The 24379-nt window shown below is 37.9% G+C and carries 19 protein-coding genes and 1 tRNA gene; 12 read left to right on the top strand and 8 right to left on the bottom strand.

The window, feature by feature from the left end:
• Positions 1-80 precede the first annotated feature (80 nt).
• A tRNA-Leu gene (locus tag I6E80_RS01810) sits at positions 81-165 on the bottom strand.
• Between the two features lie 415 nt (positions 166-580).
• On the opposite strand from I6E80_RS01810, the gene I6E80_RS01805 reads away from it, so the two are divergent.
• The gene (locus tag I6E80_RS01805; protein ID WP_197184635.1) at positions 581-1591 is read left to right on the top strand and encodes an SMI1/KNR4 family protein; all 1011 of its coding nucleotides are present in this window, start codon (positions 581-583) and stop codon (positions 1589-1591) included.
• Positions 1592-1693: 102 nt separating this feature from the next.
• Here the strand turns inward: I6E80_RS01805 and I6E80_RS01800 are convergent, their stop codons facing one another.
• The gene (locus I6E80_RS01800; protein WP_197101211.1) at positions 1694-2392 is read right to left on the bottom strand and encodes an NUDIX domain-containing protein; all 699 of its coding nucleotides are present in this window, start codon (positions 2390-2392) and stop codon (positions 1694-1696) included.
• Between the two features lie 186 nt (positions 2393-2578).
• Here I6E80_RS01800 and prs point away from each other — a divergent pair, with 186 nt between their 5' ends.
• On the top strand, positions 2579-3433 hold the full coding sequence (gene prs / locus I6E80_RS01795) for a ribose-phosphate diphosphokinase (protein ID WP_197101214.1): 855 nt from the start codon (positions 2579-2581) through the stop codon (positions 3431-3433).
• A 10-nt stretch (positions 3434-3443) separates the two neighbouring features.
• Entirely contained in the window at positions 3444-5039 is a 1596-nt protein-coding gene (locus I6E80_RS01790; protein WP_197101215.1) for a nicotinate phosphoribosyltransferase, read from the top strand.
• Positions 5040-5248: 209 nt separating this feature from the next.
• Here the strand turns inward: I6E80_RS01790 and I6E80_RS01785 are convergent, their stop codons facing one another.
• The 4 genes from I6E80_RS01785 to I6E80_RS01770 all read right to left on the bottom strand — a co-directional run bounded on the left by I6E80_RS01785 (position 5249) and on the right by I6E80_RS01770 (position 9544).
• Positions 5249-5722: a VOC family protein gene (locus tag I6E80_RS01785; protein ID WP_024598852.1), complete on the bottom strand. Its 474-nt coding sequence runs from the start codon at positions 5720-5722 to the stop codon at positions 5249-5251.
• A 101-nt stretch (positions 5723-5823) separates the two neighbouring features.
• Positions 5824-6294: a GFA family protein gene (locus I6E80_RS01780; RefSeq protein WP_197184634.1), complete on the bottom strand. Its 471-nt coding sequence runs from the start codon at positions 6292-6294 to the stop codon at positions 5824-5826.
• 101 nt (positions 6295-6395) lie between these two features.
• Entirely contained in the window at positions 6396-8468 is a 2073-nt protein-coding gene (locus I6E80_RS01775; protein ID WP_197184633.1) for a catalase, read from the bottom strand.
• A gap of 242 nt (positions 8469-8710) precedes the next feature.
• Complete coding sequence (locus I6E80_RS01770) at positions 8711-9544, bottom strand: mechanosensitive ion channel family protein (protein WP_076923657.1); 834 nt, start codon at positions 9542-9544, stop codon at positions 8711-8713.
• A gap of 372 nt (positions 9545-9916) precedes the next feature.
• On the opposite strand from I6E80_RS01770, the gene I6E80_RS01765 reads away from it, so the two are divergent.
• The 7 genes from I6E80_RS01765 to I6E80_RS01735 all read left to right on the top strand — a co-directional run bounded on the left by I6E80_RS01765 (position 9917) and on the right by I6E80_RS01735 (position 20430).
• A complete protein-coding gene (locus I6E80_RS01765) occupies positions 9917-10303 on the top strand; it encodes a hypothetical protein (RefSeq protein ID WP_024598848.1) in 387 nt (128 codons plus the stop codon).
• Positions 10304-10634: 331 nt separating this feature from the next.
• Positions 10635-12503 (top strand): bifunctional glutathionylspermidine amidase/synthase, encoded by a 1869-nt coding sequence (gss, locus tag I6E80_RS01760; RefSeq protein WP_197184632.1) that lies wholly within the window; start codon positions 10635-10637, stop codon positions 12501-12503.
• Positions 12504-12638: 135 nt separating this feature from the next.
• Entirely contained in the window at positions 12639-13007 is a 369-nt protein-coding gene (locus I6E80_RS01755; RefSeq protein WP_197184631.1) for a DUF2237 family protein, read from the top strand.
• A 234-nt stretch (positions 13008-13241) separates the two neighbouring features.
• On the top strand, positions 13242-13766 hold the full coding sequence (gene dps / locus I6E80_RS01750) for a DNA starvation/stationary phase protection protein Dps (protein ID WP_076923661.1): 525 nt from the start codon (positions 13242-13244) through the stop codon (positions 13764-13766).
• A 624-nt stretch (positions 13767-14390) separates the two neighbouring features.
• A complete protein-coding gene (locus I6E80_RS01745; protein ID WP_197184630.1) occupies positions 14391-17330 on the top strand; it encodes a TonB-dependent receptor in 2940 nt (979 codons plus the stop codon).
• A gap of 302 nt (positions 17331-17632) precedes the next feature.
• Positions 17633-18424 carry a hypothetical protein gene (locus I6E80_RS01740; protein ID WP_024598843.1) on the top strand — a complete coding sequence of 264 codons (792 nt, stop codon included), beginning with the start codon at positions 17633-17635 and terminating at the stop codon, positions 18422-18424.
• 266 nt (positions 18425-18690) lie between these two features.
• Complete coding sequence (locus I6E80_RS01735; RefSeq protein WP_197184629.1) at positions 18691-20430, top strand: SulP family inorganic anion transporter; 1740 nt, start codon at positions 18691-18693, stop codon at positions 20428-20430.
• Positions 20431-20483: 53 nt separating this feature from the next.
• On the opposite strand, the gene I6E80_RS01730 is transcribed toward I6E80_RS01735, so the two are convergent.
• Positions 20484-21161: a glutathione S-transferase family protein gene (locus I6E80_RS01730; RefSeq protein ID WP_197184628.1), complete on the bottom strand. Its 678-nt coding sequence runs from the start codon at positions 21159-21161 to the stop codon at positions 20484-20486.
• A 177-nt stretch (positions 21162-21338) separates the two neighbouring features.
• Between I6E80_RS01730 and I6E80_RS01725 the strand changes: the two genes are divergently transcribed.
• A complete protein-coding gene (locus tag I6E80_RS01725; protein WP_197184627.1) occupies positions 21339-22109 on the top strand; it encodes a DUF1223 domain-containing protein in 771 nt (256 codons plus the stop codon).
• Between the two features lie 24 nt (positions 22110-22133).
• Here I6E80_RS01725 and I6E80_RS01720 read toward each other — a convergent pair whose 3' ends face one another.
• Positions 22134-22787: a hypothetical protein gene (locus I6E80_RS01720; RefSeq protein ID WP_197184626.1), complete on the bottom strand. Its 654-nt coding sequence runs from the start codon at positions 22785-22787 to the stop codon at positions 22134-22136.
• Positions 22788-22971: 184 nt separating this feature from the next.
• Between I6E80_RS01720 and I6E80_RS01715 the strand changes: the two genes are divergently transcribed.
• Positions 22972-24330, top strand: coding sequence for a serine hydrolase (locus I6E80_RS01715; protein WP_197184625.1), 1359 nt, complete (start codon positions 22972-22974; stop codon positions 24328-24330).
• Positions 24331-24379: the final 49 nt, after the last annotated feature.

The following is a 24379-nucleotide window of genomic DNA, read 5'->3' as shown; positions in this document are numbered from 1 at the left end:
TTGATACCCAAAAATATAACTATGACCATTAATCTTAGGCATAAAAAAACCCTAACCAATTTGGTTAGGGTTATAAAAAGTGGTACCAGCGGCCGGACTCGAACCGGCACTCCTTTCGGAAGGGGATTTTGAATCCCCCATGTCTACCAATTTCATCACGCTGGCATAATTTTTCTTTAACCTTCTAAATACAAGAAGATAAAGAAAAACCACTTTAGAGCTAAGGATTATTTATGTGCCCTCGTCTCTATGCCAAGCATTATACAAACAATAGAGTTAGCGGCAAGCGTTTTATGACATTAGCGTGATCAACCGCTTAACAATTAGACAATTAGACAATTAGACAATTAGACAATTAGACAATTAGACAATTAGACAATTAGACAATTATTAACATTTGAAAGAATGCATAATTATTTGAAGCTCAGGACTAAATAAAGCCTAAATACAATGTTAAAATATGCGGACGTTTCAGGTAAATACCTTTACCTCTAATCACTATGCTTCACTACCTCTGTTTCATAATAAAAGATATATTATGTAGCGGTGAATATATAACCTTTAAAATGGATTTTATAAAATGAGAAACATAATAACTTACACTGAAAATTTAAAAGAAAATAAGTGGGGTGATTTTCACTTTGATTTAATAAAAATAAATACACTGCCTGAGTTTGAAAGTTTAGATGGCTTTGATGCTATGGATATTTTTAGCGAATCTATTTTTAAAGAAATATATAATCTAACAGCAAAGAGTACGTTAAAGTTACTCATTATTACTCCAGATACAACGTCTGAAAAAGCGTATGGTATTGCTTTTTTACAGGACAAAGAAATTTTAACCATGGAAGTAGAAGCAACGCCTCTATTTAATCAGTGGTTTAGCTCAATTAATGACGATGCCTCAACACCTAAAGTATATACGTTTACAAGTAATAGCAGCTCAAGTCGCTCACTTTTTAACAACGAAAAAGAGCTCACTCATAAAGGTATGGGAGAGTTTATTTGTAGCCAAGTTCCAAATAGCTTTATTGCTGAAAAGTTAACTAAAGAAAAAGCTGACTTTTTAACGCCTTTTATACAGCTCAATGCATCTGATAACTTTGAATTAATTGAACAGTATTTTAAAGCGTTGGTAAAACAAAATAACCTCAATGTTATTGAGCCCAAAAACAACGATGCTATTTATGCTGAATTTGAAAACGAAGCCGGCTTTGCATTCCCAGCTATACTAAAATCGTTTTTAACACTTCATAATGGTGTCGAAAATACAGCATTTATGGGCGTTCAACGTATTTTAAAAGAATGGCGCGACTGGCAGTCTATTTATAATGAATGGACTCAAGAAGAGTTATTCGACACCGATAATGAAAGTAATATAAAAACCGTACCTATGTACATTACTCCGTATTGGGTGCCATTTTTTAATTTGGGAGGTGGTAATTTTATAGCGCTAGATTTTGCACCAAACAGCCAAGGCACAGCTGGGCAAGTAATATCATTTGGCGCGGATGAACAAAGTGCCATTTACGAAGCTAAAACATTAAGTGAGTTTCTAAAAGGCTTTATTACTGCAGATAGCTCTGAATAATTCTAATAACTAAATAACTCTAACAACTAAAGTATTTACCTTATAGCACCTCCCCTTAAATAAACGCTCTTATAGTTACTTTAAGAGCGCTTACTTAATTTATTAAACACTTAAATTACGCTCAAAGTTTACAATATCAACGCCTGCTTTTACTTTGTATAACTGCGCTAAGCGTCCGCCCGATTTAACTTTTTCATCTAGTGTTTCAAACATATCAGCAGCTTCAATGCGCCTTATAATACTTTTACGCTGAACAGGCTTGCCTATAATGGTTTCAATTACGGACTTAAATTGCCCTACGGTAAAATGCTCTGGCAAACAATAAACCGGCGCCATTGAGTACAACGCTTTTTGTTTTAAACGCGCTTTAGCTTGTTCAATAATATACTTATGATCAAAAGCCACAGGTAAATTATTTACTTCATCTATATCTATCCACTTTGCATCCTCAACCGTTTCTATATGGGTTGATACTTGCGCCTCTGCAATTAATGCAAAGTACACCAAAGTTACACTAAACCCTCTAGGATCGCGATTAATACCAGAGTATGTTTGCAACTGCTCTAAATATTGAGGCGCTACACTGGTTTTTTCTTTAAGCTTTCTAAGCGCCGTCATACTTACACTATCGTCAATATCTACATCAACAAACCCACCTGGCAAACCCCATCGACCTACAAATGGTTCACTCGCACGCTTAACCATGAGTACTTTTAGAGCATCGTTCTTAACAGTAAATAACACACTGTCGACTGTAAATAATGGGTTTTTGTATTCAGTAATATCGTAATGGTTAATCACAGCATGCTCATATTAAGTTAAGGTCTTAGTGACACAATAAATTAAACACATCTCAATTTCAACCTACAGTAAAATTACAGACAATTTATAAGTTCAGCTAGTTAGTTTAAAAAATAACTTGATTACTATAGGAACATTTGATAATTTAATTGTGTCGCTAGGACACAAACATTTAAAGGGCAAAAAATGAAAGTATTTAGCTATGACTCAACAGGAAGTAAATCGTTAGTTGATTATGAAAATTTTACTTTTTCAGGTGGTGAAGAGCATATCAGGTTTAACGCCGCTAATTTTTCAGACTCTATAAAAATAGAGATTTTTGAACGCCTAACCAATTCATCAAAAATGGTTAGATTAATGATTGCTGTCGATGCCTTAAAAAGATTAACAAATGAAAATGCGCCTATCGAACTTGTTATTCCTTATTTTCCTTATGCACGCCAAGACCGAGTATGTGTTGAAGGAGAAGCGTTAGGCGCAGCTGTTATGGCAAATTTCATTAATAGCTTAAACTTCTCAAAAGTGACTATTTGGGATGCGCATAGCGATGTATCCCCTGCTTTAATTAATAGAGTCACCAATATTGAACAAATTTCGTTACTTGCACGCTGCGAAGAGCTAAGCCAACGCTTAGCAAAAGGCGAACTAACTCTTATTTCTCCAGATGCTGGGGCGAGTAAAAAAACCATTAAAATTTCAGAAAAATTCAATGGTGTACCTGAAGTTATTCAAGCTCAAAAAGTAAGAAACTTAAAAACAGGCGAAATAGTAAAAACAGAAATTATTGGCGATGTTAAAGGTAAAAGCGTACTTATTGCTGATGATATTTGTGACGGAGGCAGAACCTTTATCGAACTAGCCAAGGTACTAAAAAGTAATGGCGCTGTTGAAATTTCTCTTTTTATAACTCATGGCATTTTTTCAAAAGGGCTTGATGTTTTTGAAGGTCTAATTGATAAAATTTACACAACAGATTCGTTTAAACCGGCTAATGAGTTTAAAAATAGTAACAACATTAGTTTACAAATAATTGAGATGTAAGGAAAACACCATGACTATTACAGCTGCAAGTATGCAAAAAGACGTTTATAAAGAATTTCATAGCCGCGCTTATCACCCTGACGTAACAGAGGTATATGCAAATTACACCTCTCGTAGTGGCAAACTAAGTAACATAGAAAATAACGATAAAGTCGCGTTTGTTGGTCTTCAATACTTTATTAAAAGTTACCTTCAAGAAGAATGGGATGAGTTTTTTAAAGTAGATAAAGCGACGGCTGTTGCTAACCATAAACGTATTATGAGCTCAATGCTTGGCTATACTGTTGATGTAAAGTACTTAGAAGATTTACATGACTTAGGTTACTTACCATTAAAAATAAAAGCATTGCCTGAGGGGACATTGGTTCCTTACTTAGTACCGCCAGTGACTATAGTGAATACAAAAGCGGGTTTTCAATGGCTCACTAATATGATTGAAACGGTATTAAGCTGTGAAAACTGGCCAATTCAGACAAGCACTACAACGGCTGTCGCTTATTTAAAAGTATTTAAAGAATTTGCAATTAAAACTGGCTTAGATATGGATTTTGTACCATTTCAAGGTCATGACTTTAGCTTTAGAGGCATGTTTGGTAAACATGCTGCAGCAATGAGTGGCTTTGGTCACTTAGCATCGGGACTTGTTGGTACCGATGTTATTACTGCGGTTTTATTTGCTGAAAAATATTACGGTGCAAATGTAGATAACGAACTTGTTGGTTGCTCAGTAGATGCAACAGAGCACTCGGTTACGTGTTCTTGGATATTGGAAGGCGAAATTGAGTTTTTTAAATACTTAATGCAAGAGCAGTCACCTAAAGGAATTTTAAGTGTTGTATCTGATACGTGGGATTTTTGGACTCTAGTAACTGATTATTTACCGCAGTTAAAAAGCGAAATAATGGCACGTGATGGCACGCTAGTTATTCGCCCCGACTCAGGGGATCCTGTTAAAATGTTAACCGGATATAATGTTTCGCCTGTATCTGATTACAGTGAGTTATTTACAACTCAAAACGAAGCTGAAGCTGAAGTTGTTAATAAAGGCTATGAAGCGTATTACTTTAACGGTCAATATTTTGGGTTTGAAGACAACAACACTATCGAACTCATGGAATGCGAAGTTAAAGGGCTTATTGAATGTCTATGGGACATATTTGGTGGTACAACAACACCTAAAGGTTACAAGTTACTTGATGAGCATATTGGTGCTATTTACGGTGATGCAATTACTTTAACGCGCCAACGCCAAATTTTACAAAGACTTATGGATAAGGGTTTTGCATCAAAAGTGGTTTTAGGTATGGGTTCATACAGCTATCAATATGTTACACGTGATACTCACGGCTCAGCAGTAAAAGCAACTAGCATAGTAAAAAATGGTAAGCGTGTTGCTATATTTAAAGACCCAAAAACTGATTCAAAGAAAAAGTCAGCTAAAGGGCTTTTAAAGGTTGAACGCGTAAACGGCGAGTTAACTTTATTTGATGACGTAACCGAGCAAGAAGAAGCACAAGGCCTATTAGAAGTTGTTTTTGAAGATGGTAAAATAACAAAAGAAACCACGCTAAATGAAATAAGAAGCTTAATAGATCAACAAATTTAAAGCTTATTCGCTCTAAACAAAAAGCCGCTGTAGCAATACAGCGGCTTTTAGTTTGGTAATAAATTTAATGAGAATACTGGTCTATAACAGATTTTGGGTATTAACTATTTACAGCCGTGTATTTGGTTTTTAGGCAAAGCAGATCCTATTTAGTGGGGTTATTCCCCATAAATAGGCGATAAAAGGCACAAAGAGCAAACACGCGCTAATTATGCGTCTTGCTCTTGATTTGTTATATCCCCAATTCGATTATTTAACTCTTCGTCACTAACATCTTCTTTGTGTGTACCAATGATCCATATATGACCAAATGGGTCTTGTAGTGTGCCGGTCCTATCCCCATAAAACTGGTCATGTACGGGTCTTATTAGTGTTGCACCAAGCTCAATTGCTTTTTTAAATACGGTATCAACATCTTCAACATAAAGCATAAGGCTTAGCGCAGTACCACCGAGTTCTTTTGGACTTTTTAAATACTCTTCAGAACCAATATCTGAAAGCATAATATGCGAATCACCAATTATTATTTCTGCATGGGCTATTCCACCATCAGGTAAAGGCATTTGCATTACGTGTTCTGCACTAAATGCATCACAATAAAAATCTATCGCTTTTTGTGCGTCATTCATAATTAAATAAGGTGTAACTGAATGAAACCCTTTTGGTATTGCTGAGACTGCCATAATATTCTCCTTTACTTACACGGTGATTTTTAATATTTAATTAACTAAATATGTGTTTAATTGCCCCCTAAATTTAAGCTTAGCTCATACAAAAAATTGCGTTACTTTTCGAGGTTTAAACGCTTATGCCAAGCAGCAATACTTTCATCAGGGTACTCTTCAAATTGCTTGTCACCTTCATTAATGGGCGCATTTACCCAATTTGCTTTACTACCAAGCATTAAATGAGTGCGCTCTGGTGGTATGGGTAACTCACTATCTATTGCACCTGCAAAGGGGTGAATTTGCTCAGGCCAACGTGCATCGTATAACCACAAGTTAGCGCTACAATGCTTACAAAAATGACGCTCTGCGGGGCTGATTTTATCGCCTATTTTTGCATGATAAATAGTTATGTGTTCACGCCCTGTGACTTCAAGCGTGTTGTATTGCGCATTCAAGTTAATAACAAACCCGCCGCTCCCTGCGGTTTTACGACAAATAGAGCAGTAACATAAATTGTAAGGATAAGGGTGTTTTGAGTTGACCGTAAATACCACTTTGCCACAATGACAAGCGCCATTAAGCTTCATAATAAATCCAATTTTATTGCTGGCTTGAATTAATACCTTAGCTAGGTGAGCTTAAAAAAACCACAACAATTCATGCTGTGGTTTTTTTAATTATTGGCTTACTATCGTTTCCAATATCTTAAATTACGCAATATATTTATAAATTTATCGGCTGAATGTGCCTCTAAATCTATCCAACCATCATCTGCTTTTCCATCAAGACCTGCCGCTTTAAATAATGGCTTAGCCTCATTTGTAAAGCCTATAAATTTCATGTGTGCGTATGCATCACTTACAAAGTCTTTGGCTTCTGCAATGGCAGCTAGTTTTTTAGCTCCCTCTTCGGTGGTTAGTACAAGTACCGCATCATATAAAACCGATGGACCACCATTAATAACCTGGTCTGCTTTAAAGTGCTTACCTTTACTGCATTTAGCACCGCCGACTTGTGGGGCAATAATTTCAAAGTTTGCGCCTTCACTTTCAAGTGAATTAGTAACCGATTCAAAAATTTCTGCATCAAACCCGTCACTCACTAAAATTCCTAATTTGCGTCCTTTAAATGTATTTGGCGCATTTTTTAAAATACTTAACGCATCAGACACAGGTAAGTCTTTACGTGTTGGTATAGCAGCTTCTGCTGGATCTGGCATTTCTTGCAAGCCAAGTCCTTCGGCCACTTTATTTGCGAGGGTTTCGTCAATATTTAACAAGTGCGATACCAAGCGTTCTCGTATTGGTAAATGCTCAACTTTAGAAAGCTCAAACACGTACGCAGATTGAATATGCGCCTGCTCTACCTCTGTTTGACTTAAATAAAATTGACGAGCTTGACTGTAATGATCGCTGAATGTTTCTGAGCGATAACGCAGTTTATCACCGCCGCTAACTTCAGGCTCGCTTGAGCTTTTAAAGCCATGTACCGGGCATTCGCGCGGGTTGTTTTCGTCGCCGCTCCATGAGTTTGGCTCGTAATTAACACGCCCTTTTGGATTATGCATTGCCATGTGGCCATCTTGCTGAAAATGACGCATTGGGCATTTAGGCGCATTCACCGGAATATGCGTAAAGTTAGGACCACCTAAACGCTTAGTTTGAGTATCTAAGTATGAAAAGTTACGACCTTGCAGTAGCGGGTCGGGCGTAAAGTCGAGCCCTGGTACAATGTTTTGAGTACAAAATGCAACTTGCTCTGTTTCTGCAAAAAAGTTGTCGACAACACGGTCAAGCACCATACGGCCAACAATTTGTACTGGTACTTGTTCCTCTGGTATAAGCTTAGTGGCATCAAAAATATCAAATTCAAATTCATCAGCAAACTGCTGATCAAACACTTGCACACCTAACTCCCATTCAGGGAAGTCGCCGTTACCAATTGATTCCCACATGTCTCTGCGATGAAAATCAGGATCGGCGCCGTTAAGCTTAAGTGCTTCGTTCCATACTACCGATTGCATACCGCCTTTTGGTTTCCAATGAAATTTAACGAATTTTTCATCGCCTTTGGCATTAATAAATTTAAAGGTATGAACGCCAAAACCTTCCATAAAGCGTAAAGAGCGCGGAATAGCTCTATCAGACATTGCCCACATAACCATGTGCATTGACTCAGGTGACAAGCTCACAAAATCCCAAAAGTTATCGTGCGCGGTTTGCGCTTGCGGAAAACCTCGGTCAGGCTCTGCTTTAGCTGAATGAACTAAGTCTGGAAACTTCATTGCATCCTGAATAAAAAATACCGGTATATTGTTACCCACTAAATCCCAGTTTCCCTCTTGGGTATAAAACTTAACCGCAAAACCGCGTACATCACGGGCTAAATCTGGCGATCCTTTATTACCTGCAACCGTAGAGAAACGAGTAAACACTGGCGTTTTTTCACCTTTTCGCTGAAAAATATCTGCACAGGTTAAATCTTCAAGTGTGTCGTAAGTTTCAAAATATCCGTGTGCACCATAACCTCTAGCGTGCACTACTCGCTCAGGAATGCGTTCGTGATCAAAATGAAAGATCTTCTCGCGCATTATATGATCTTCTAATAATCCTGGGCCACGCTTACCTGCACGTAATGAGTTTTGATCGTCGCTTACAGGGCAGCCCTGCGCGGTGGTCATGGTAGGGTGTTCGTCCGACGCCTTTTGATGCAATTCGCCGCCATGCCCTTTATTACCTGAGTATTTAAATGATTCAGCCATGTTTAGTCCTTCATACAGTTTGATTTAATGGGTCAATAGTTTTTATGAGCTTTAAAGCTAAAAGCGACTATGCAAATGCAAAATAAAGACCAGCCATCCAACCTAGTAAGAAAGGGCTGTACAGATAACAATGTAGTATTTGAGGTGGTTTATAAAAGAAAAAGTTACACAGGTATGTAACTTTTTCAGACAAAAAAAGAGCACTTAAAAGTGCTCTTAGATTTAAATCATTTTAAATTTAGTTAATCTTTGCTTTCGTTAACTAAAATAACTTTACGATGTGGGAAAGGTATTTCGATGTTGTTTTCATCTAGTGCTTTTTTAATTAACTCTGGCACTGTGTAAAGAATATCGAAGTAATGCTCGCCCTTACAAAAAGGTCTTACTAAAAAGTCTACTGAGCTGTTGTTAAGTGTTTCTACTTCAACAAAAGGAGCTGGGTCTTTTAGTATGTGTGGATGCGCTTCAAGTACGGCATCTATAACTTTACGTACAGCCGTTGTATCTTCACCGTAAGCAACACCAAAATGCATATCCACACCACGAATTGGATGATGTGAATGGTTTATAATTTGCGCGCCCCAAATTTGACTATTTGGAATAATAACCTGTTGGTTATCGAACGTTTGTAAAATAGTAGTAAACATATCGACCTCAGTTACTTTACCAAAGCGCCCTGCTGCCTCAATAAAGTCATTCACTTTATAAGGTCTAAATATTAGCAACATAACGCCTGCTGCAAGGTTCGACATTGCACCTTGTAACGCCAAGCCTATAGCAAGTCCCGCGGCACCGAGTAAAGCAATAATAGAAGCTGTTTGTACACCAAAGCGATTTAACACAGCAATAATAACGAACGCTAATATGATGTATCGAGCCATGCTGCCTAAAAAGCGAAAAAGCGTGTCATCAAGGTGAGTGTATTTGTGGCATAAGCCAATAATTAAATTGCGTACTTTGCCTGCCAACCACAAGCCCGCAAGTAAAATTGCAATCGCCAGTAATATGTTGGTTGCCCACGTAATTGCAGCGGGTAAATATTGATTAATATCAATGTTGTTTATTATGTCTTCCATTGTTTTTCCTGTTTTAAAAACTTTTAACTAGCTTCAATCCATACTAAGCGCAACAGTTTAACAAAAAATTAACTAAAGTACGACTATAGGAGTAATTTAAAACATAAAGAAAGAGCGTTACCCTCAATACATGTTGTCGCTCACGTAAATCTTTCACCCATAATTTTGCTTTCAATCCTTGGTTTATAGCTTAAATAATTAAACTTCAACTAGTTCATAAATAAAGCTAATACCCGAGATAAATCTCGGTTAACTCTCTTAATTTTCTAATTATTACTGGCACTCATCTATAAATTTACCGATAATCTCACCTAAGCGCGCATATATTGGCGAGACAACACAATTGGATGAAATTAAAAACAAAGGATTATTATGAAAAAGTACTCAATTTTACTTACAGCGGCAGCACTTATTGTACTTGCTGGTTGTTCAACATCTGTTGCAGTAAGAGACTTTGAACAAAACCCTATTCCGCAAACATCAACAATTACCAACAGTGAAGCTGACGTAGAAAAAGGTATTCTAAAAGCATGTATTCAGCTTGGGTGGAAGTGTACGCCTATGAGTGAAGGTAAAATAAAAGGTGTACTGGATATTCGCACACACCAATTAACAATCGATATTGCGTATGACAAAACGGCATACTCAATCAACTATAAAGACTCAATTAACTTAAACTACAACGGCAAAAAAATTCACCGTCAGTATGTTAATTGGGTAACAAACCTTATACGCCATATAGACGCTGAAATGATTTAGCAGCGCGTTAATCTGCTTTAAACATTATAAAAAGCACTAAATATGAATAATAAAAATGGAGAAGCTACCTATAGCTTCTCCATTTTTTAGTTGAGTTTTAAACAGTAATAATTACGTCAAAAATATTACTAACGTTCAACTAGCTAAAAGGCAAAAAAGCACCAAACCTAACACTATTAGTAAAAGTACTCTCCCGTATTTTCACTCTATGATGAATGAGTGATTTTTTACTTATCCCCCTTCGTAAAAACATATTTTATATCTTGCTATAACGCAGCTTCGCTCATATAGTCAGCAAATTATCACACCTTTATTTTGAACACCTTTGTTTATGAAATCTTCTGCTCCTGCTAGTGATTTTGGTACCTTATTAGGTTACGCACCTGGTAATGTTGCTGTGTATTCATCTGATTATGATACGGCTGACGAAAGTATTTATCCTAATCGTAGCGCCTTTCGTAGTTACCTTGATGGCATTTACATGGGCTATAAATGGCAATGCGTTGAGTTTGCACGTCGATGGATGTATCTCAACCATAGTTATATTTTTGATGATATTGCTATGGCTTACGATATTTTTGAGCTGCGTTCTGTGCGCGATGTAAATAGTCAAAACAGACTGCCACTAAACGCGTTTAAAAACGGTGCTAAACATCATCCTCAGGTAGGTAGCTTACTTATTTGGGAAGAAGGCGGCGAGTTTGAAGAAACAGGCCATGTTGCTGTCGTTGTTGAAGTATATGAAGATAAAATACGCCTTGCTGAGCAAAATGTAGGACACCAAATATGGCCAAAAGATCAAAGCTGGTGTCGTGAACTAAAAGCAAAAGTAACTAAAGATGGCGACTATTGGATTGAGTGCTCTTACAGCGACGCCACTATTTTAGGCTGGATGACACAAACCGATGAAACGCAGTACGCTGAGCCAACAACTAAGCTAAATACTAACTTATTTACTATAGAAGCCCATAAAGCAGTAGATACAGGCCAAGCAAACAAGTCATGGTTAAATATTGCGAATGACGATGAAGCTGCCTACGTAGAAATGATGCAAGGTCATAAACTTACATCAGTAGCTGAGGATCAGCATAATTACTTTGCGATATCTCAAACGGCGCAACAAAACATTGAGCATGCTACAAATGAGCTGCATGGCTTATTTATGCACGCAACCGACTATGTACTGCAGCATCCGGAGCTATTAAAAAAGTTTAATTTACCCGATATTGTGCTTAATAAAATTCGCCAATCGTGGGATAACCGCTTAAACCAATTAATTACCAGTCGGTTTGACTTTGCTCTAACCACAGCAGGTTTAAAAGTTTACGAATACAATTGCGATTCGGCATCGTGTTATATGGAAAGCGGCAAAGTTCAGGGCAAGTGGGCAAAACACTTTGGTGTTAAAACAGGTGTAGATGCAGGCCAAAATTTATTTAAAGACTTAGTAAAAGCATGGCGTAAAAGTGAGGTGAAAGGTCTTGTTCATATTCTGCAAGATGATGAACCAGAAGAGCATTACCACGCATTATTTATGAAAGAAGCTATTGAAGCCGCAGGCTTTGAATGTAAATTAATCATAGGTTTAAGTTCACTTAGCTGGAATGAATCGGGCAACATAGTAGATGCAGATGGCGCACAACTGAGTTACGTGTGGAAAACGTGGTCGTGGGAAACCGCACTTGATCAAATTCGTGAAGAATGTGAAGCTGACCAATCATTAGGTGATAACTTTGAACCACAATTCAAAATTGGTGAAACGCCACGCTTAGTTGATGTATTACTACGTAAAAATGTCATGGTGTTTGAACCGCTGTGGACATTAATTCCTAGTAACAAAGCTATTTTGCCAATACTGTGGAGCTTATTCCCTAATCATAAATATTTACTTAATACCGCGTTTGATCTTAACGACGAGTTATTACAAACCGGATATGTAGTTAAACCAATAGTAGGACGCTGTGGCGCTAATATTCAACTTGTTGATGAACAGCAGCAAGTTATAGAAAAAACAACTGGGCACTTTGCAGAGCAAGACCAAATATATCAACAGTTATTTGCACTGCCCAAAGTAGATGATTACTTTGTACAAATATGTAGTTTTACAGCTGCCGGAAAATACTCTGGTGGTGGCGTACGCGTTGATAAAAGCATGATCATAAACGGCCATAGCGATTGTATGGCACTGCGTATTAAATAAATAATACTAAGCCCGCAATTTTGCTGCGGGCTTAAGTTTGTGTAACCCCCTTCCCTCTTTTAAGTTTTATAGCTATCTCAAGCGAGTTACTCCTGATAGAGTAAATTTATCAAACACCACAAATTAAGGTATTTCATGGCGAATCAATTTAATGTGCTTGGCACACGTTTAAAACTATGTTGCGGTAATGGTGGTTACACACGTGAAGGGTTTTGTTATGTACCAGAATCAGATCTTGGGAATCACAGTGTATGTGCAATTATGACTGATGAGTTTTTACAATTTTCAAAATCGCAAGGTAACGACTTAATAAGCCCAAACCCTCTTTACGATTTTGAAGGTTTAAAAGCCGGTGATAAATGGTGCTTATGTGCAGTAAGGTGGCTGCATGCAATTTCGGCTAATGTCGCGCCGCCAGTGGTACTTGAAGCCACAAATAAAAAAGCGCTAGAAATAGTACCGTTCGATGTTTTAAAAGCGCATGAGTATATAGCCAAAATTTAAATTCACTTAAGCGTTATTAAAATAAAGTCTGCAGATTTTACAAATGTATGCAGGCTTTTCAAAAATAAAATGCTCCCTTCATCACCTAAAACCTCAACAAAAAACATAACACCATGTTTTTAAGGTTATTTTTAAAAAACTCACTTACGGCATAGCTGTTGCTTCATTAAGTTTAAGTCACGCTCATAACGCAACATTTTATATGAGCAACACATTACTTAAGTAGGAGAAATTATGAGTAACAATAACGAATCAAACAAAACAACTAAATTTACCGCGCCAGGTATGAGTGACGAATCAGCTCAAAAAACAATAGCAAAGCTCGATAACCGCATGGTTGCATTGATAGACTTACAGCTTACTTTAAAGCACATTCACTGGAACGTAGTGGGACCAAACTTTATTGGCGTACACGAAATGATAGACCCACAGGTAGACATTGTCCGCGAAATGACAGATACCATTGCAGAGCGAATTGCGACTCTTGGTGGAGTACCTGTCGGTACGCCTAAATCTATTGTAGATCGTCGTACATGGAACGAATACTCAGTAGGTAAAGGGTTAGTAACCGAGCATTTAGCCGCACTTGATAAAGTATACAACGGCGTTAATGCCGATCATCGCAAAGCAATTGAGACTCTTTCTGAGCTAGATCCAGTGTCTGAAGATATGATCACCAGCCAATTAGCTGACCTAGAGCAATTTCAGTGGTTTATTAGAGCCCATTTAGAATCATCTACAGGCGAGCTAAAAAGCTAATATATTAAATCTAAGAAAGCCCAGCATTAATATGCTGGGCTTTTTTTTGCGTAAAAATCACTCTATTTATTATCATATATAGATATGTATCAGTAAGCTCTAATACAAAATTAATATAAAAACAATAGAAAATTGGTATTACCAAAAAAAATAACCAATAGAAAATTGAATGATTTTATACTCCTCACTATTTCGTAAATTTATAAGCCATACCCAACCTTCAATGAACATATTATCATTTTAACATCACTTAAAAAACAAACTAAATACGTATAAAAGTACGACATAAAATTTAAAAACAGTACTAAAAAATGTATTTAATAGTACAAATAATATAAAAAAACGCCTTTGGTAAACATACTTCAATAAAATTCACTCAAAATATAAAAAATAAAAATACAGCATAAGCCATTAAATTTATTAAATATAAGCAAAATAAAAGAACATTTTGTAATACACCTTGTGAATTTTTGGTAAACAAAGGTTGTAATAAAAGCTGAATTGGACTAATTTCAACCATACCACCTGTATGACACACTACAGGGAAACAGCAGTTAAATTGGTTAACCAAACCAAGTAACAACACACACAATGACGTAAGTCGTACCCAAACGGGAGAGATACATGAAACTCAATCAAATTACTTCAACATTAATTAATAAACATAAAAGAAGTAGCTCTACAACAATCAGTGCAGCAGCCCTTTTATTAATGGCTTCTTCTACTATTGCAGCGCAAGAGGCTCCGACAGCTTCAGAAACAGCAGCTGCAGATATTGAAGTTATTGAAGTAAAAGGCATGCTAGGTAGTATGAAAGCCGCCGCTATGCTTAAGCGTACTGACGGACGTATTGTAGATGCGATTGTTGCTGAAGACATTGGTAAGTTACCTGATAATAATATTGCAGAAGCACTGCAACGTATTACTGGTGTATCTATTAATACCGATTTTGGTGTGGGTGACAGTGTTTCGATTCGTGGCTTACCTCAAAACCGTGTTGAATTAAATGGTCGCTCTACTATTGGTGACTCTCGTGACGGTATTAGCTTACAAGATTACCCATCAAGTTTCTTAAAAACGGTAGAAGTCGTTAAGTCTCCTACTGCCGATATGATTGAAGGTGCATTAGGCGGAACAGTTAGTCTAAAAACGGTTCGCCCATTAGAGCTAGATAAACTAACTGGTGCTGTTTCATTAGATGGTGAGTACGCTGATAAAACAGAAAAAGTAGCGCCTATTTTTAGCGGTTCACTTGGTAACAATTGGGATTTTGATGAAATGGGTACCTTTGGTGCCATTGCTATGTTTTCGTTTCAAGATCGCGAAATTCGTCAAGATGAAACGTCTAGCCGTGTTAAACCTCAAGACATCGAAATTAATGGCCAAGAAGGTAATACATCAAGTGGCAACGCTATCGTACGAGACGAGCACAGTGTTGAACAATACGTAGAACAACGTAAACGTACTGCTGTAAATTTATCACTTCAGTGGGCACCGCAATCTGGTAATGGCATGGTGTATCTAGATTTAAGTGGCACTAAACGCTCTGGTGAGCAAAGTGGTAACTCTATATTAGGTGTTGCAGGTTCACTATCAACAGATGCAAATACAACTCAAGATGCTAACGGCGTAAATAATTACACGTTAACCAACGAATTTGGTATTCCTAAAACATACAGTGACTTTCGTGAAACCGACTCATTTTCAAATGCACTTGGCGCAGAGTGGAACCTTACTGACAGTATAAAAATCTCTGGTGAAATTGCGGTAGCATCATCAGAAAGTGTAAGACCAGATTCTGAATTTACACTTCGCCCAATCGAAAAATCAACATTTGAAGCAAGCGGCGGTGTTGATTTAGTAAACCATTTATATGATGGTGCATTTTCTCAAAACGGTAATAAATTACCAAGCATCATTCATTCAGATCCAAATGCATTTACTGACCCACAAAACTTAGCACTACGTACGTTTAAAAGTGAAGATAGAAGAACAGATAATGACGAAACAGCTATTCGTTTTGATGTTGAAATGTTTGAGCCACTCAGCAGCTTGAGCTGGGTGTCTAAAGTGAAAGCAGGTGTACGTGTTACTAACCGTGATTACGAATACGAGCAATACAAAGTAGAAATTAAAGACATTTACAAAAATGCATTTAACGACTCAGATGGTTCATTAGCTACTTTATGGGTTGATGACTACAACGCCGCTTTTTCAAATAGCTTCACAACAGTTAGCCACGACAACTCATTTGACCAATTAGGTCATTCAGGGCAAAACGACCTACTAACGTTTTTAAGCTACAACGGTTTATCTAACCCAGCAAATACTTATGCTCAACTTCAGCAGTTACTTGCAGGCACAAACCTAGCGTCAACAGGCAGTCTTTCAGATAACCAAGAGTTCCAAGAAAGCGCATACCGTAACGTAGTTGAAGATACAGCTGCCGTGTATATATCAGCGTACTTAGACTTTGATAACATTACTGCGATTGTGGGCGGTCGTTATGTGACTACAGATTTAGAATCAAGCGTGTTTCTTAACGGCGAAAAAGTAACTGGCGACAATGACTACAGCGACTTTTTACCAAGCTTAAACGTTACGTATAACTACTCAGACGAAACATTATTTCGCTTTGCTGCTGCAAAAGTTATGCGACGCGCTGACTTTAGCGAGCTAAGCCCTGCGTTTGACGTTAATAACGACATTACAGGTGCAACGCAAGGCTCTATTGATTTAGAACCATACCGCGCAACGCAATACGACTTATCTGTAGAGCATTACTTTGATGAAGGTAATGTACTTTCTTTCGCTGTATTTTATAAAGATGTTGAGTCTTTCTTAAGTAACGAGAGTAGCTGTCAAGCTGCATCAAGCACTTCAACAGGTCAAAACGTAACTCAGTGGAACCAAGTATGTCAGCTTGACGTTGCAGGTGTATCACAAGACAACCTAGTTTACTCAGATGCAACTGACTTCCCAGTAGATGCAGATGGCTTTAACCATGTTGCGGGCTTGCGTGATGCAGGACTAACGGGTATCGATACAGTTAAAAATGTAAATGGCGAAAACGGCTCAGTACAAGGTTTTGAAGTTGGTTACCAACAGTTCTTCACAAGCTTACCTGGTGCATTTTCTGGCTTAGGTATTAATGCAAACTACACGTATGCAGACAGCGAACAACCAAACGGAAACCCGTTATTAGATATTTCTAAAAATACGTACAACTTACAAGTATTTTGGGAATACGAAGGGTTCTCTACTCGTATCGCTTATAACTACCGTGACAGTTTCTTAGATACTGAAAACGAGAAACGTGTAGAAAATATTAACTCAGACGGCAGTATTTCAGCAGAAGGCACTGTTTACGGTAATAACTATCGTGACGACAGAGGCCAGTTAGATTTCTCTGCAAGCTGGGATATTAACGAAAACGTGACCTTAGTAGGTAATGCGACTAACTTAACGGGTGAGCCTTCTATCTACCTATCTGAACTAGGTGGTGCTTGGAAGTACACTGAAGCGGATCGCCGTTACAGCTTTGGTATTCGTGCTAAATTTTAATTTTCCCTAGAAACTAAAGCCTGCTTTTATGCAGGCTTTTTTACGTCTATAAAAAAATGACACTTTTGTTAAAACACAACACAATTTTTATAACTGAATATTTATTTAAAGCAATAAAATTATCATTGAATAATACTCCAAACTAAAATTTAGCTACCGTGTAAACAATATCAACCTCCTGCACATCACCTTTAGCGCACACCATAAAAATTCCACCAAAACCAAGTAACCTTGCGACTTGGTTATAAAGTGTCTAGTATTCTAAATGCCGTACTCATAATTGGTACGAAAAAGGATTAACAATGTCTCTAAAATATATAACAACAATATCAATCACATTATCATTACTATTATTAACAGCATGCGGCTCTGGGGGAAGTGAAACAAAAGTGGCTGTAAATACTGAAATAATAAAATCAACAGCAATCATTAATAACAGCCCCCTAAATGACTACAAAATAATTATCTATGGAAATAGCCATAGTTCGCAGTTAGGGGGATTATTAAATACGATTATTACAGCGCAATTACCTAACACTTCAGTTAAAACGATGACTGTCAGTGGCCGATTTTTAGATGAAATAGTCGCCGTAGATGCGAATGTCGATAAATTAAAAAGTGATAATTGGAGTCATTCTATTTTTCAAGGACAAAAGTACTCACAATCAGGTTCGACTGACTACCCTACGAGTGCAACTGAGCGATTAATCTCGAACGCAAAAGAGCATAAAATTACACCAATTTTATTTCCGGAGCATCCTCAAAAAGGGGATCCCACAGAAGCAAAGCTGGTTTACGACCTCCATTTATCAATCAGTAAAAAACAACCTAGCTGCATAGCGCCTGTTGGCTTTGTATGGAATCGAGTATTAGAAATAATGCCTAGTATAAACCTTCATAGTGCCGACGGTAATCACGCATCCTATGCAGGCAATGTCCTTACAGCGATGACCTTTTATCAAATCATTACCTCAGAATTAACAGATACAATGCCATTTATACCTGCTATAGATTTAACACAGCAAGAACAAGCCTTATTTGCACAAGTAGTAACAGAAGTACTTGAGTTATATCCGGCATGTGGAGCTAAATAATCTTAAAAAATTTAAAAACTAGATTTTAGATTTGGTTATTTCCAGAGGCGTTCGATATCAGTAGATTAATACCATGCACATAATCTGACTAAAAAGACAAACGCCTCAGGAGCATTAACTTTTATAATTAACTTTTCTGCCAAATTATAAATTTAATATCTTGATAAATAATCACCTGCAATTTATTAAAATAACCACCGTCCTAGCTATACTTATTTTGTTATTAAATTTACTATCGAAGCGTTACCACCAACAGGAAAATTGCAGTGCTGTCGCGTTTATATAATTTTATGCCGGGTTTAGATACATTGCTGCACTACGAGCGACAATGGTTTGCTGATGATGTAAGAGCGGCGCTATCGGTAGCTGCCGTAGCTTTACCTGTTGCCATTGCTTACGCACAACTAACCGGTGTTAACGCCGCCGTAGGGTTATATTCTTGCATACTGCCAATGATGCTATATGCTCTTTTTGGCACTTCCAAACAACTAATAGTTGGCCCTGATGCCGCCACCTGCGCCGTTATTGCCGCCGTAGTAACCCCTCTTGCTGCAGGTGACAGCTTTAAACATTGGCAACTTGTTGTCACCATGACCGCTATGACCGGCTTTTGGTGTTTTATAGCTAGTAAATTTAAGCTAGGCGTATTAGCCGACTTTTTATCTAAACCTATTTTAATGGGCTTATTAAATGGCGTAGCCATCACTATTATTGTTGGTCAATTTTCTAAAGTATTCGGTTTTACCTTTGACGAGCGCTACCTACTTGAACGCCTAGGTGGTGTACCAACATACCTAGCGCAAACACATGTTCCCACCTTGTTAATGGCCTTGTTCACATTGGCGGTTTACTTTGCCATGAAACGCATAAAACCCACGTGGCCGGCATCAATGTTTGCCATTGCATTTGGTGCGATTTTGGTATGGATTTTTGATTTAAAACAACTTGATATAAAAACTATTGGCACCGTAACTGGCGGACTTCCCGTTTTTAATACTCCTGTTTTTGATTTAGGAATTATTCGTGAGCTAGTGGTACCCGCACTTAACTTAGCCATCGTGAGCTTTGTAAGTATGATGCTAACTGCCCGCAGCTTTGTCGCTAAAAACGGCTACGATATAGATGCCGATAAAGAATTTAGAGCATTAGGTATTGCCAATATAGCGTCAGCTCTTTCGCAAGGTTTTGCAGTCAGTGGCGCCGACTCACGCACCGCAGTTAACGATGCAACGGGTGGTAAAACGCAGTTAGTATCAATAATAGCAGCGGCTATTATTGCGGTCATAGCCGTTTTTTTAACAGCCCCGCTTGAGTTTATTCCAAGCGCAGCGCTGGGTGTTGTACTTATTATTGCTTCTGTTCATTTACTCGATTTAAAAGCTGTTTGGCAATTAAAACGAAAAGATAAACAGGCATTTTATCTCGCCTCAGCCACCTTACTTGCGGTGTTATTTATTGGCGTTATACCAGGGATCACACTTGCTGTATTACTGGGGTTATTTCAATTTATTCGCACTGTTATGCGCCCAACCGACAATGTACTCGGCGTAGATGTTAACGGAGTAGTAAGAAGCTTAGACGCCACAGATAAAGCAAAGGCAGTCCAAGGCGTGTTTATTTATCGCTTTAATTCACCTTTAACTTACTTTAATGCCAGCTACTTTAAACGCAGATTACTTGAGCAATACGCAAGGCAAAAAGGCGACACCCAATGTGTAATAATTGACGCTGTGCCCTGCTTTACTCACTTAGATTTAAGCGTAATGGCCATGCTTGCCGACCTCGACGTTATATTTAAAAAGCGCGATATAAGGCTTGAACTTGCAGGTAGAAAACGCCAGCTGCTCTCATGGTTTGAAATTGCCGGTATGAAGTCAGGAACAGAGGGTATATACATTCACTCAGACCTATACATCGCCCTAAAAAGAAATAGCGTAAGCCAGCATACAGAGGAAGTTAATTTATTCGTGGCAGATGAAAATAAAGAGGCGCTCACACATCCATAAAATACTAAACAGCAGATCAGCTAGCTGGCTCTGCTGTTTGTATTAAGTACTTTTTATACTTTTGGGTAATTTGAAGGGAAAAACGCTTTTTTAGCGTCTTCATCAAACTCTTTTTTAAATGCTACATCAGTACCAATTACGCGTGCACGTGCAACCGCTGGGCGGCTATCAATGCTTTCAAACCAACGCTTAAGATTTGGATACGGTGCTAAACCTTCTTCACCTAATACAACCGGTGCTTTATCAATCCAGCCCCAAGCAGAAACATCAGCAATAGTGTATGTATCACCCACAATAAAGTCACGACCTTCAAGATGTGTATCAAGTACTTCGTAGTGGCGCTGCGCTTCACGTAAATAACGATTAACCGCGTAATCAAGCCCTTCTGGCGCCATATGTCTAAAGTGAACACTTTGCCCTGAATACGGGCCGAGGCCAGATGCGATAAACATTAACCACGACAGCATTTCAGCGCGGTCATCGCTCTTACCTTCTAGCTTTTTATATTTTTCAGAAAGGTACATTAAAATAGCATTCGAATCGAACACACGCGTTTCGCCATCAACAATGGCAGGTGCTTTTGCATTAGGATTAATAGCTTTAAATTCAGGTGTATGTTGCTCACCTTTTAACGTATCAAGAGGAACAAGTTCAAACGGCAAGCCTGTTTCTTCTAAAAAAAGTGCAACCTTCATTGGGTTAGGAGTATGGTGAAAATAAAATTTAATCATGTAAAGTTCCTCAATAATTGAGCAATGATTAAAGCATAGCTTGAGCGAGTGTTCAAATTAAGTTTTCAATAAGTTAAATATGGAGTTAAAACGTGATTCAATTGTGAGTATTTCGTGATACTTCATTCGTAAATATCATTTAGGCTAAAGGCAATATCAGCCTTTGCGAGAAGTAACATGCCTTTTAGAGCATTATCCCGTCCATTATTTATAGCGTTAACTGGGTTAATAATTTTTTGCTCTCAAAGCCAAGCAACAGAGCAAATAACTATTTCGAGTACCGCTAATCAAACTACCTTTTTAGAACTTTATACATCACAAGGCTGCAGTAGTTGCCCACCAGCTGAAAAGTGGATTTCAAAATTTACAGACGATGAAAAACTATGGACTGATTTAATCCCAATTAATTTTCATGTTACTTACTGGGATTATTTAGGATGGAAAGACCCGTTTGCTTCAGCTGTTTTTAGTAAAAGGCAACGTACTTATAAAGCACTCGGTAAAAGTCGTATTGTAGCAACCCCTGGATTTATAGTTAACGGCAGCGGGTGGCAAGGTTGGTTTTATAAGCAAGCTATTCCTGTAGCTAAAGCCCCTTATTTAGGTAATTTAAAAGCGACTGTAAACAACAGTAAAATTAATCTCGAATACAATACTGTTAATACCAAAGATAATACTAACCAAAACTTAATAGCCCATGTAGCTCTGTTAGGCTTTGGCATAGAAACACAAATACACAGCGGCGAAAACGCAGGCCATAAGCTAAAACACGACTTTGTGGTTATTGGTTACGAGCAAAGTAACATGCAAACTAAGCAGCAATTATCCTTAACTGACTTAACCCTGCCTCGCGCTAATAATGTATCGCCAACAAAGCAAGCCTTAGTATTTTGGGTATCTGAAAAAAGCGACCCTACCCCACTACAAGTTGCAGCAGGTTGGTTTTAATATGGATAAATAAACAGCTGAAGTTTAAAAATAGGCCACCATTACACCTTTAACTATACAGCTTGTTAGTAGTCCGCTCATACCCATATACGTAAACATAAAGCGTTGTTCAGAATCTGTTTTAAACACGAAAGCGACTAAATAAAGAGAAGTAATAATAGCTAAGCTTAGCATAAGCCCATAAATAAATGAGCCGCAATAGTGTGGTAATACAGCTAAAGCGAGTGCGATTAAATTAGTGCCAAAGAATGCTACGGGCTTTTTAATACCGCGTAAAATGGCAAATAGCGGTATAACAAAAGTAAGACAATACAGCCAAACAATATGAGTAGACCATTCGTAACTTAAGGGAGTTTTAACTTCAAAAGTAGAAAGCTTAAAATTACTCGAAAAGGTCAATCCTGTATTAATAATTACACTTACAATAAAAGCCCCAATAAACAGAGCGACTAACACCGCAATTGCACCGCCTGCGGTAGCCCCTGCTTTCTCTTTTTCTATAATTAAAATAATGACACTTAACAGCCCACTTAATTGTAACCACTGCCAATAGTCGCCCGTAAAGAGAGGGATAGCAGCTAAAACGATCGTAGTTATAATTAACTTACTTCCATCATTTGAGCGCAATAAATAAAAAGCCATAATAGCAATATAAAATAGAGCAGTTACATCAGGCATATCAACAACTTCCTTGTAAGAATTTAATAACAACCAATAAACGCAGCGATTATACCTATTACTGAGCCCCTATAAAATCCGATAATTGTGTTTACTTTTTAGCTGTGCAATATTAACTCACTATAAAACACAAGGATCGCCAAACCTATCTACAGGTTTGGTATAAAAACTAAAAGGGATGAATATGATTAAGCCATTTTACGCTAGCTGTTTGTTAGCCCTCACGCTATTAACACCCGGCCTCGTAAAAGCAAACCCAACGGCCTCGCAATATCAGCAAATTCTTAACGAAAACCTTGCTGAAAACGAGCCTGGGGTATCTGTAATTATAAGCAAAAATGGCAAAGTACTTTTCAAAGGAACGCGCGGGCTTGCCAACCTTGAACATAACATTGCACTTAACGAGCAAAGCGTTTTACGTTTAGGTTCTATTTCAAAACAATTTACTGCAGCTGCAATTATGATGTTGCAAGAGAAAGGTAAGCTAGCGGTTACCGATGATATTCATAAGTATGTTGCAAGCTTCCCTACTGAAGGCAACCTCGTCACAATCGAAAACTTATTAACCCACACCTCAGGCATCGCCAACTACACAGATGATGACGACCTATTCGATAAAGAAATACAAGTGCCCACCAGCGTTGACGATACGTTAGCGCGATTTGCCAAACACCCAATGGTGTTTAAACCCGGCGAAACAATGGCTTATTCGAACACAGGCTATTCACTGCTTGGTAAAATAATCGAGGTAGCAAGTGGCCAGTCTTATAAAGACTTTATTGAACTACACATATTTAAAAAGCTAAAAATGAACCAGAGTAGTTATGAAGGTCAAGAAATTGTTGCTCACCGTGCAGCCGGATATGAGCAAACAGAGCAAGGGTTTATCAACACCAGCTACATTAATATGGATTGGCCCTATGCCGCAGGTGCGCTTATATCTACTCCAACTGACTTAAACATTTGGTTTAGTGCACTAGCGTCTGGCAAGCTTATTAGTAAAGCAAGTTATGAGAAGATGGTCAGCCCTTTTAAACTTAACGACGGCAGCTTTTCATCCTACGGTTACGGATTAATTATTGAGCCTTTGAATGAATACACCGTAGTTAGACACACTGGCGGAATAAATGGCTTTTTAGCGCACGCACGCTATATTCCAGAGCAAAAGCTATATGTGGCAGTACTGGCTAATTCAAACCACATAAACCCTATTTTTATCAACGAAAAACTCACAGCCAGAGCACTAGGTATTGCACTTCCCGAGTTTAAAAAAGCAGATGTAACAGAGCAGCAATTAGCGCCCGTATTGGGTGATTACCAAATTGATGAAAACACCTTACGCAGCCTAATTTTTGAAAATAACGTTTTGTATTCAAAGCGCACTGGTGGCGATAAAACAAAACTTATTACGATGTCTAAAAATAGCTTTTACTACCCTAATTCAAACAATTACTTAGTAATAGAGCAAAACAGCCAAGGCCAATTGGTAATGAAGTATTTTAGTGGATTATCAACAACGCCTACTGAAGCGATTAAGATTTAACTTTATAACTCTCCCAAAAAACAATGCCCGCAGCTTTCGCTACTTATAA

It is taken from the genome of Pseudoalteromonas sp. NSLLW218 (assembly GCF_015864775.1).
In the GTDB taxonomy this organism is placed as follows: domain Bacteria; phylum Pseudomonadota; class Gammaproteobacteria; order Enterobacterales; family Alteromonadaceae; genus Pseudoalteromonas.
This window is presented reverse-complemented; position numbering and strand designations above follow the sequence as displayed.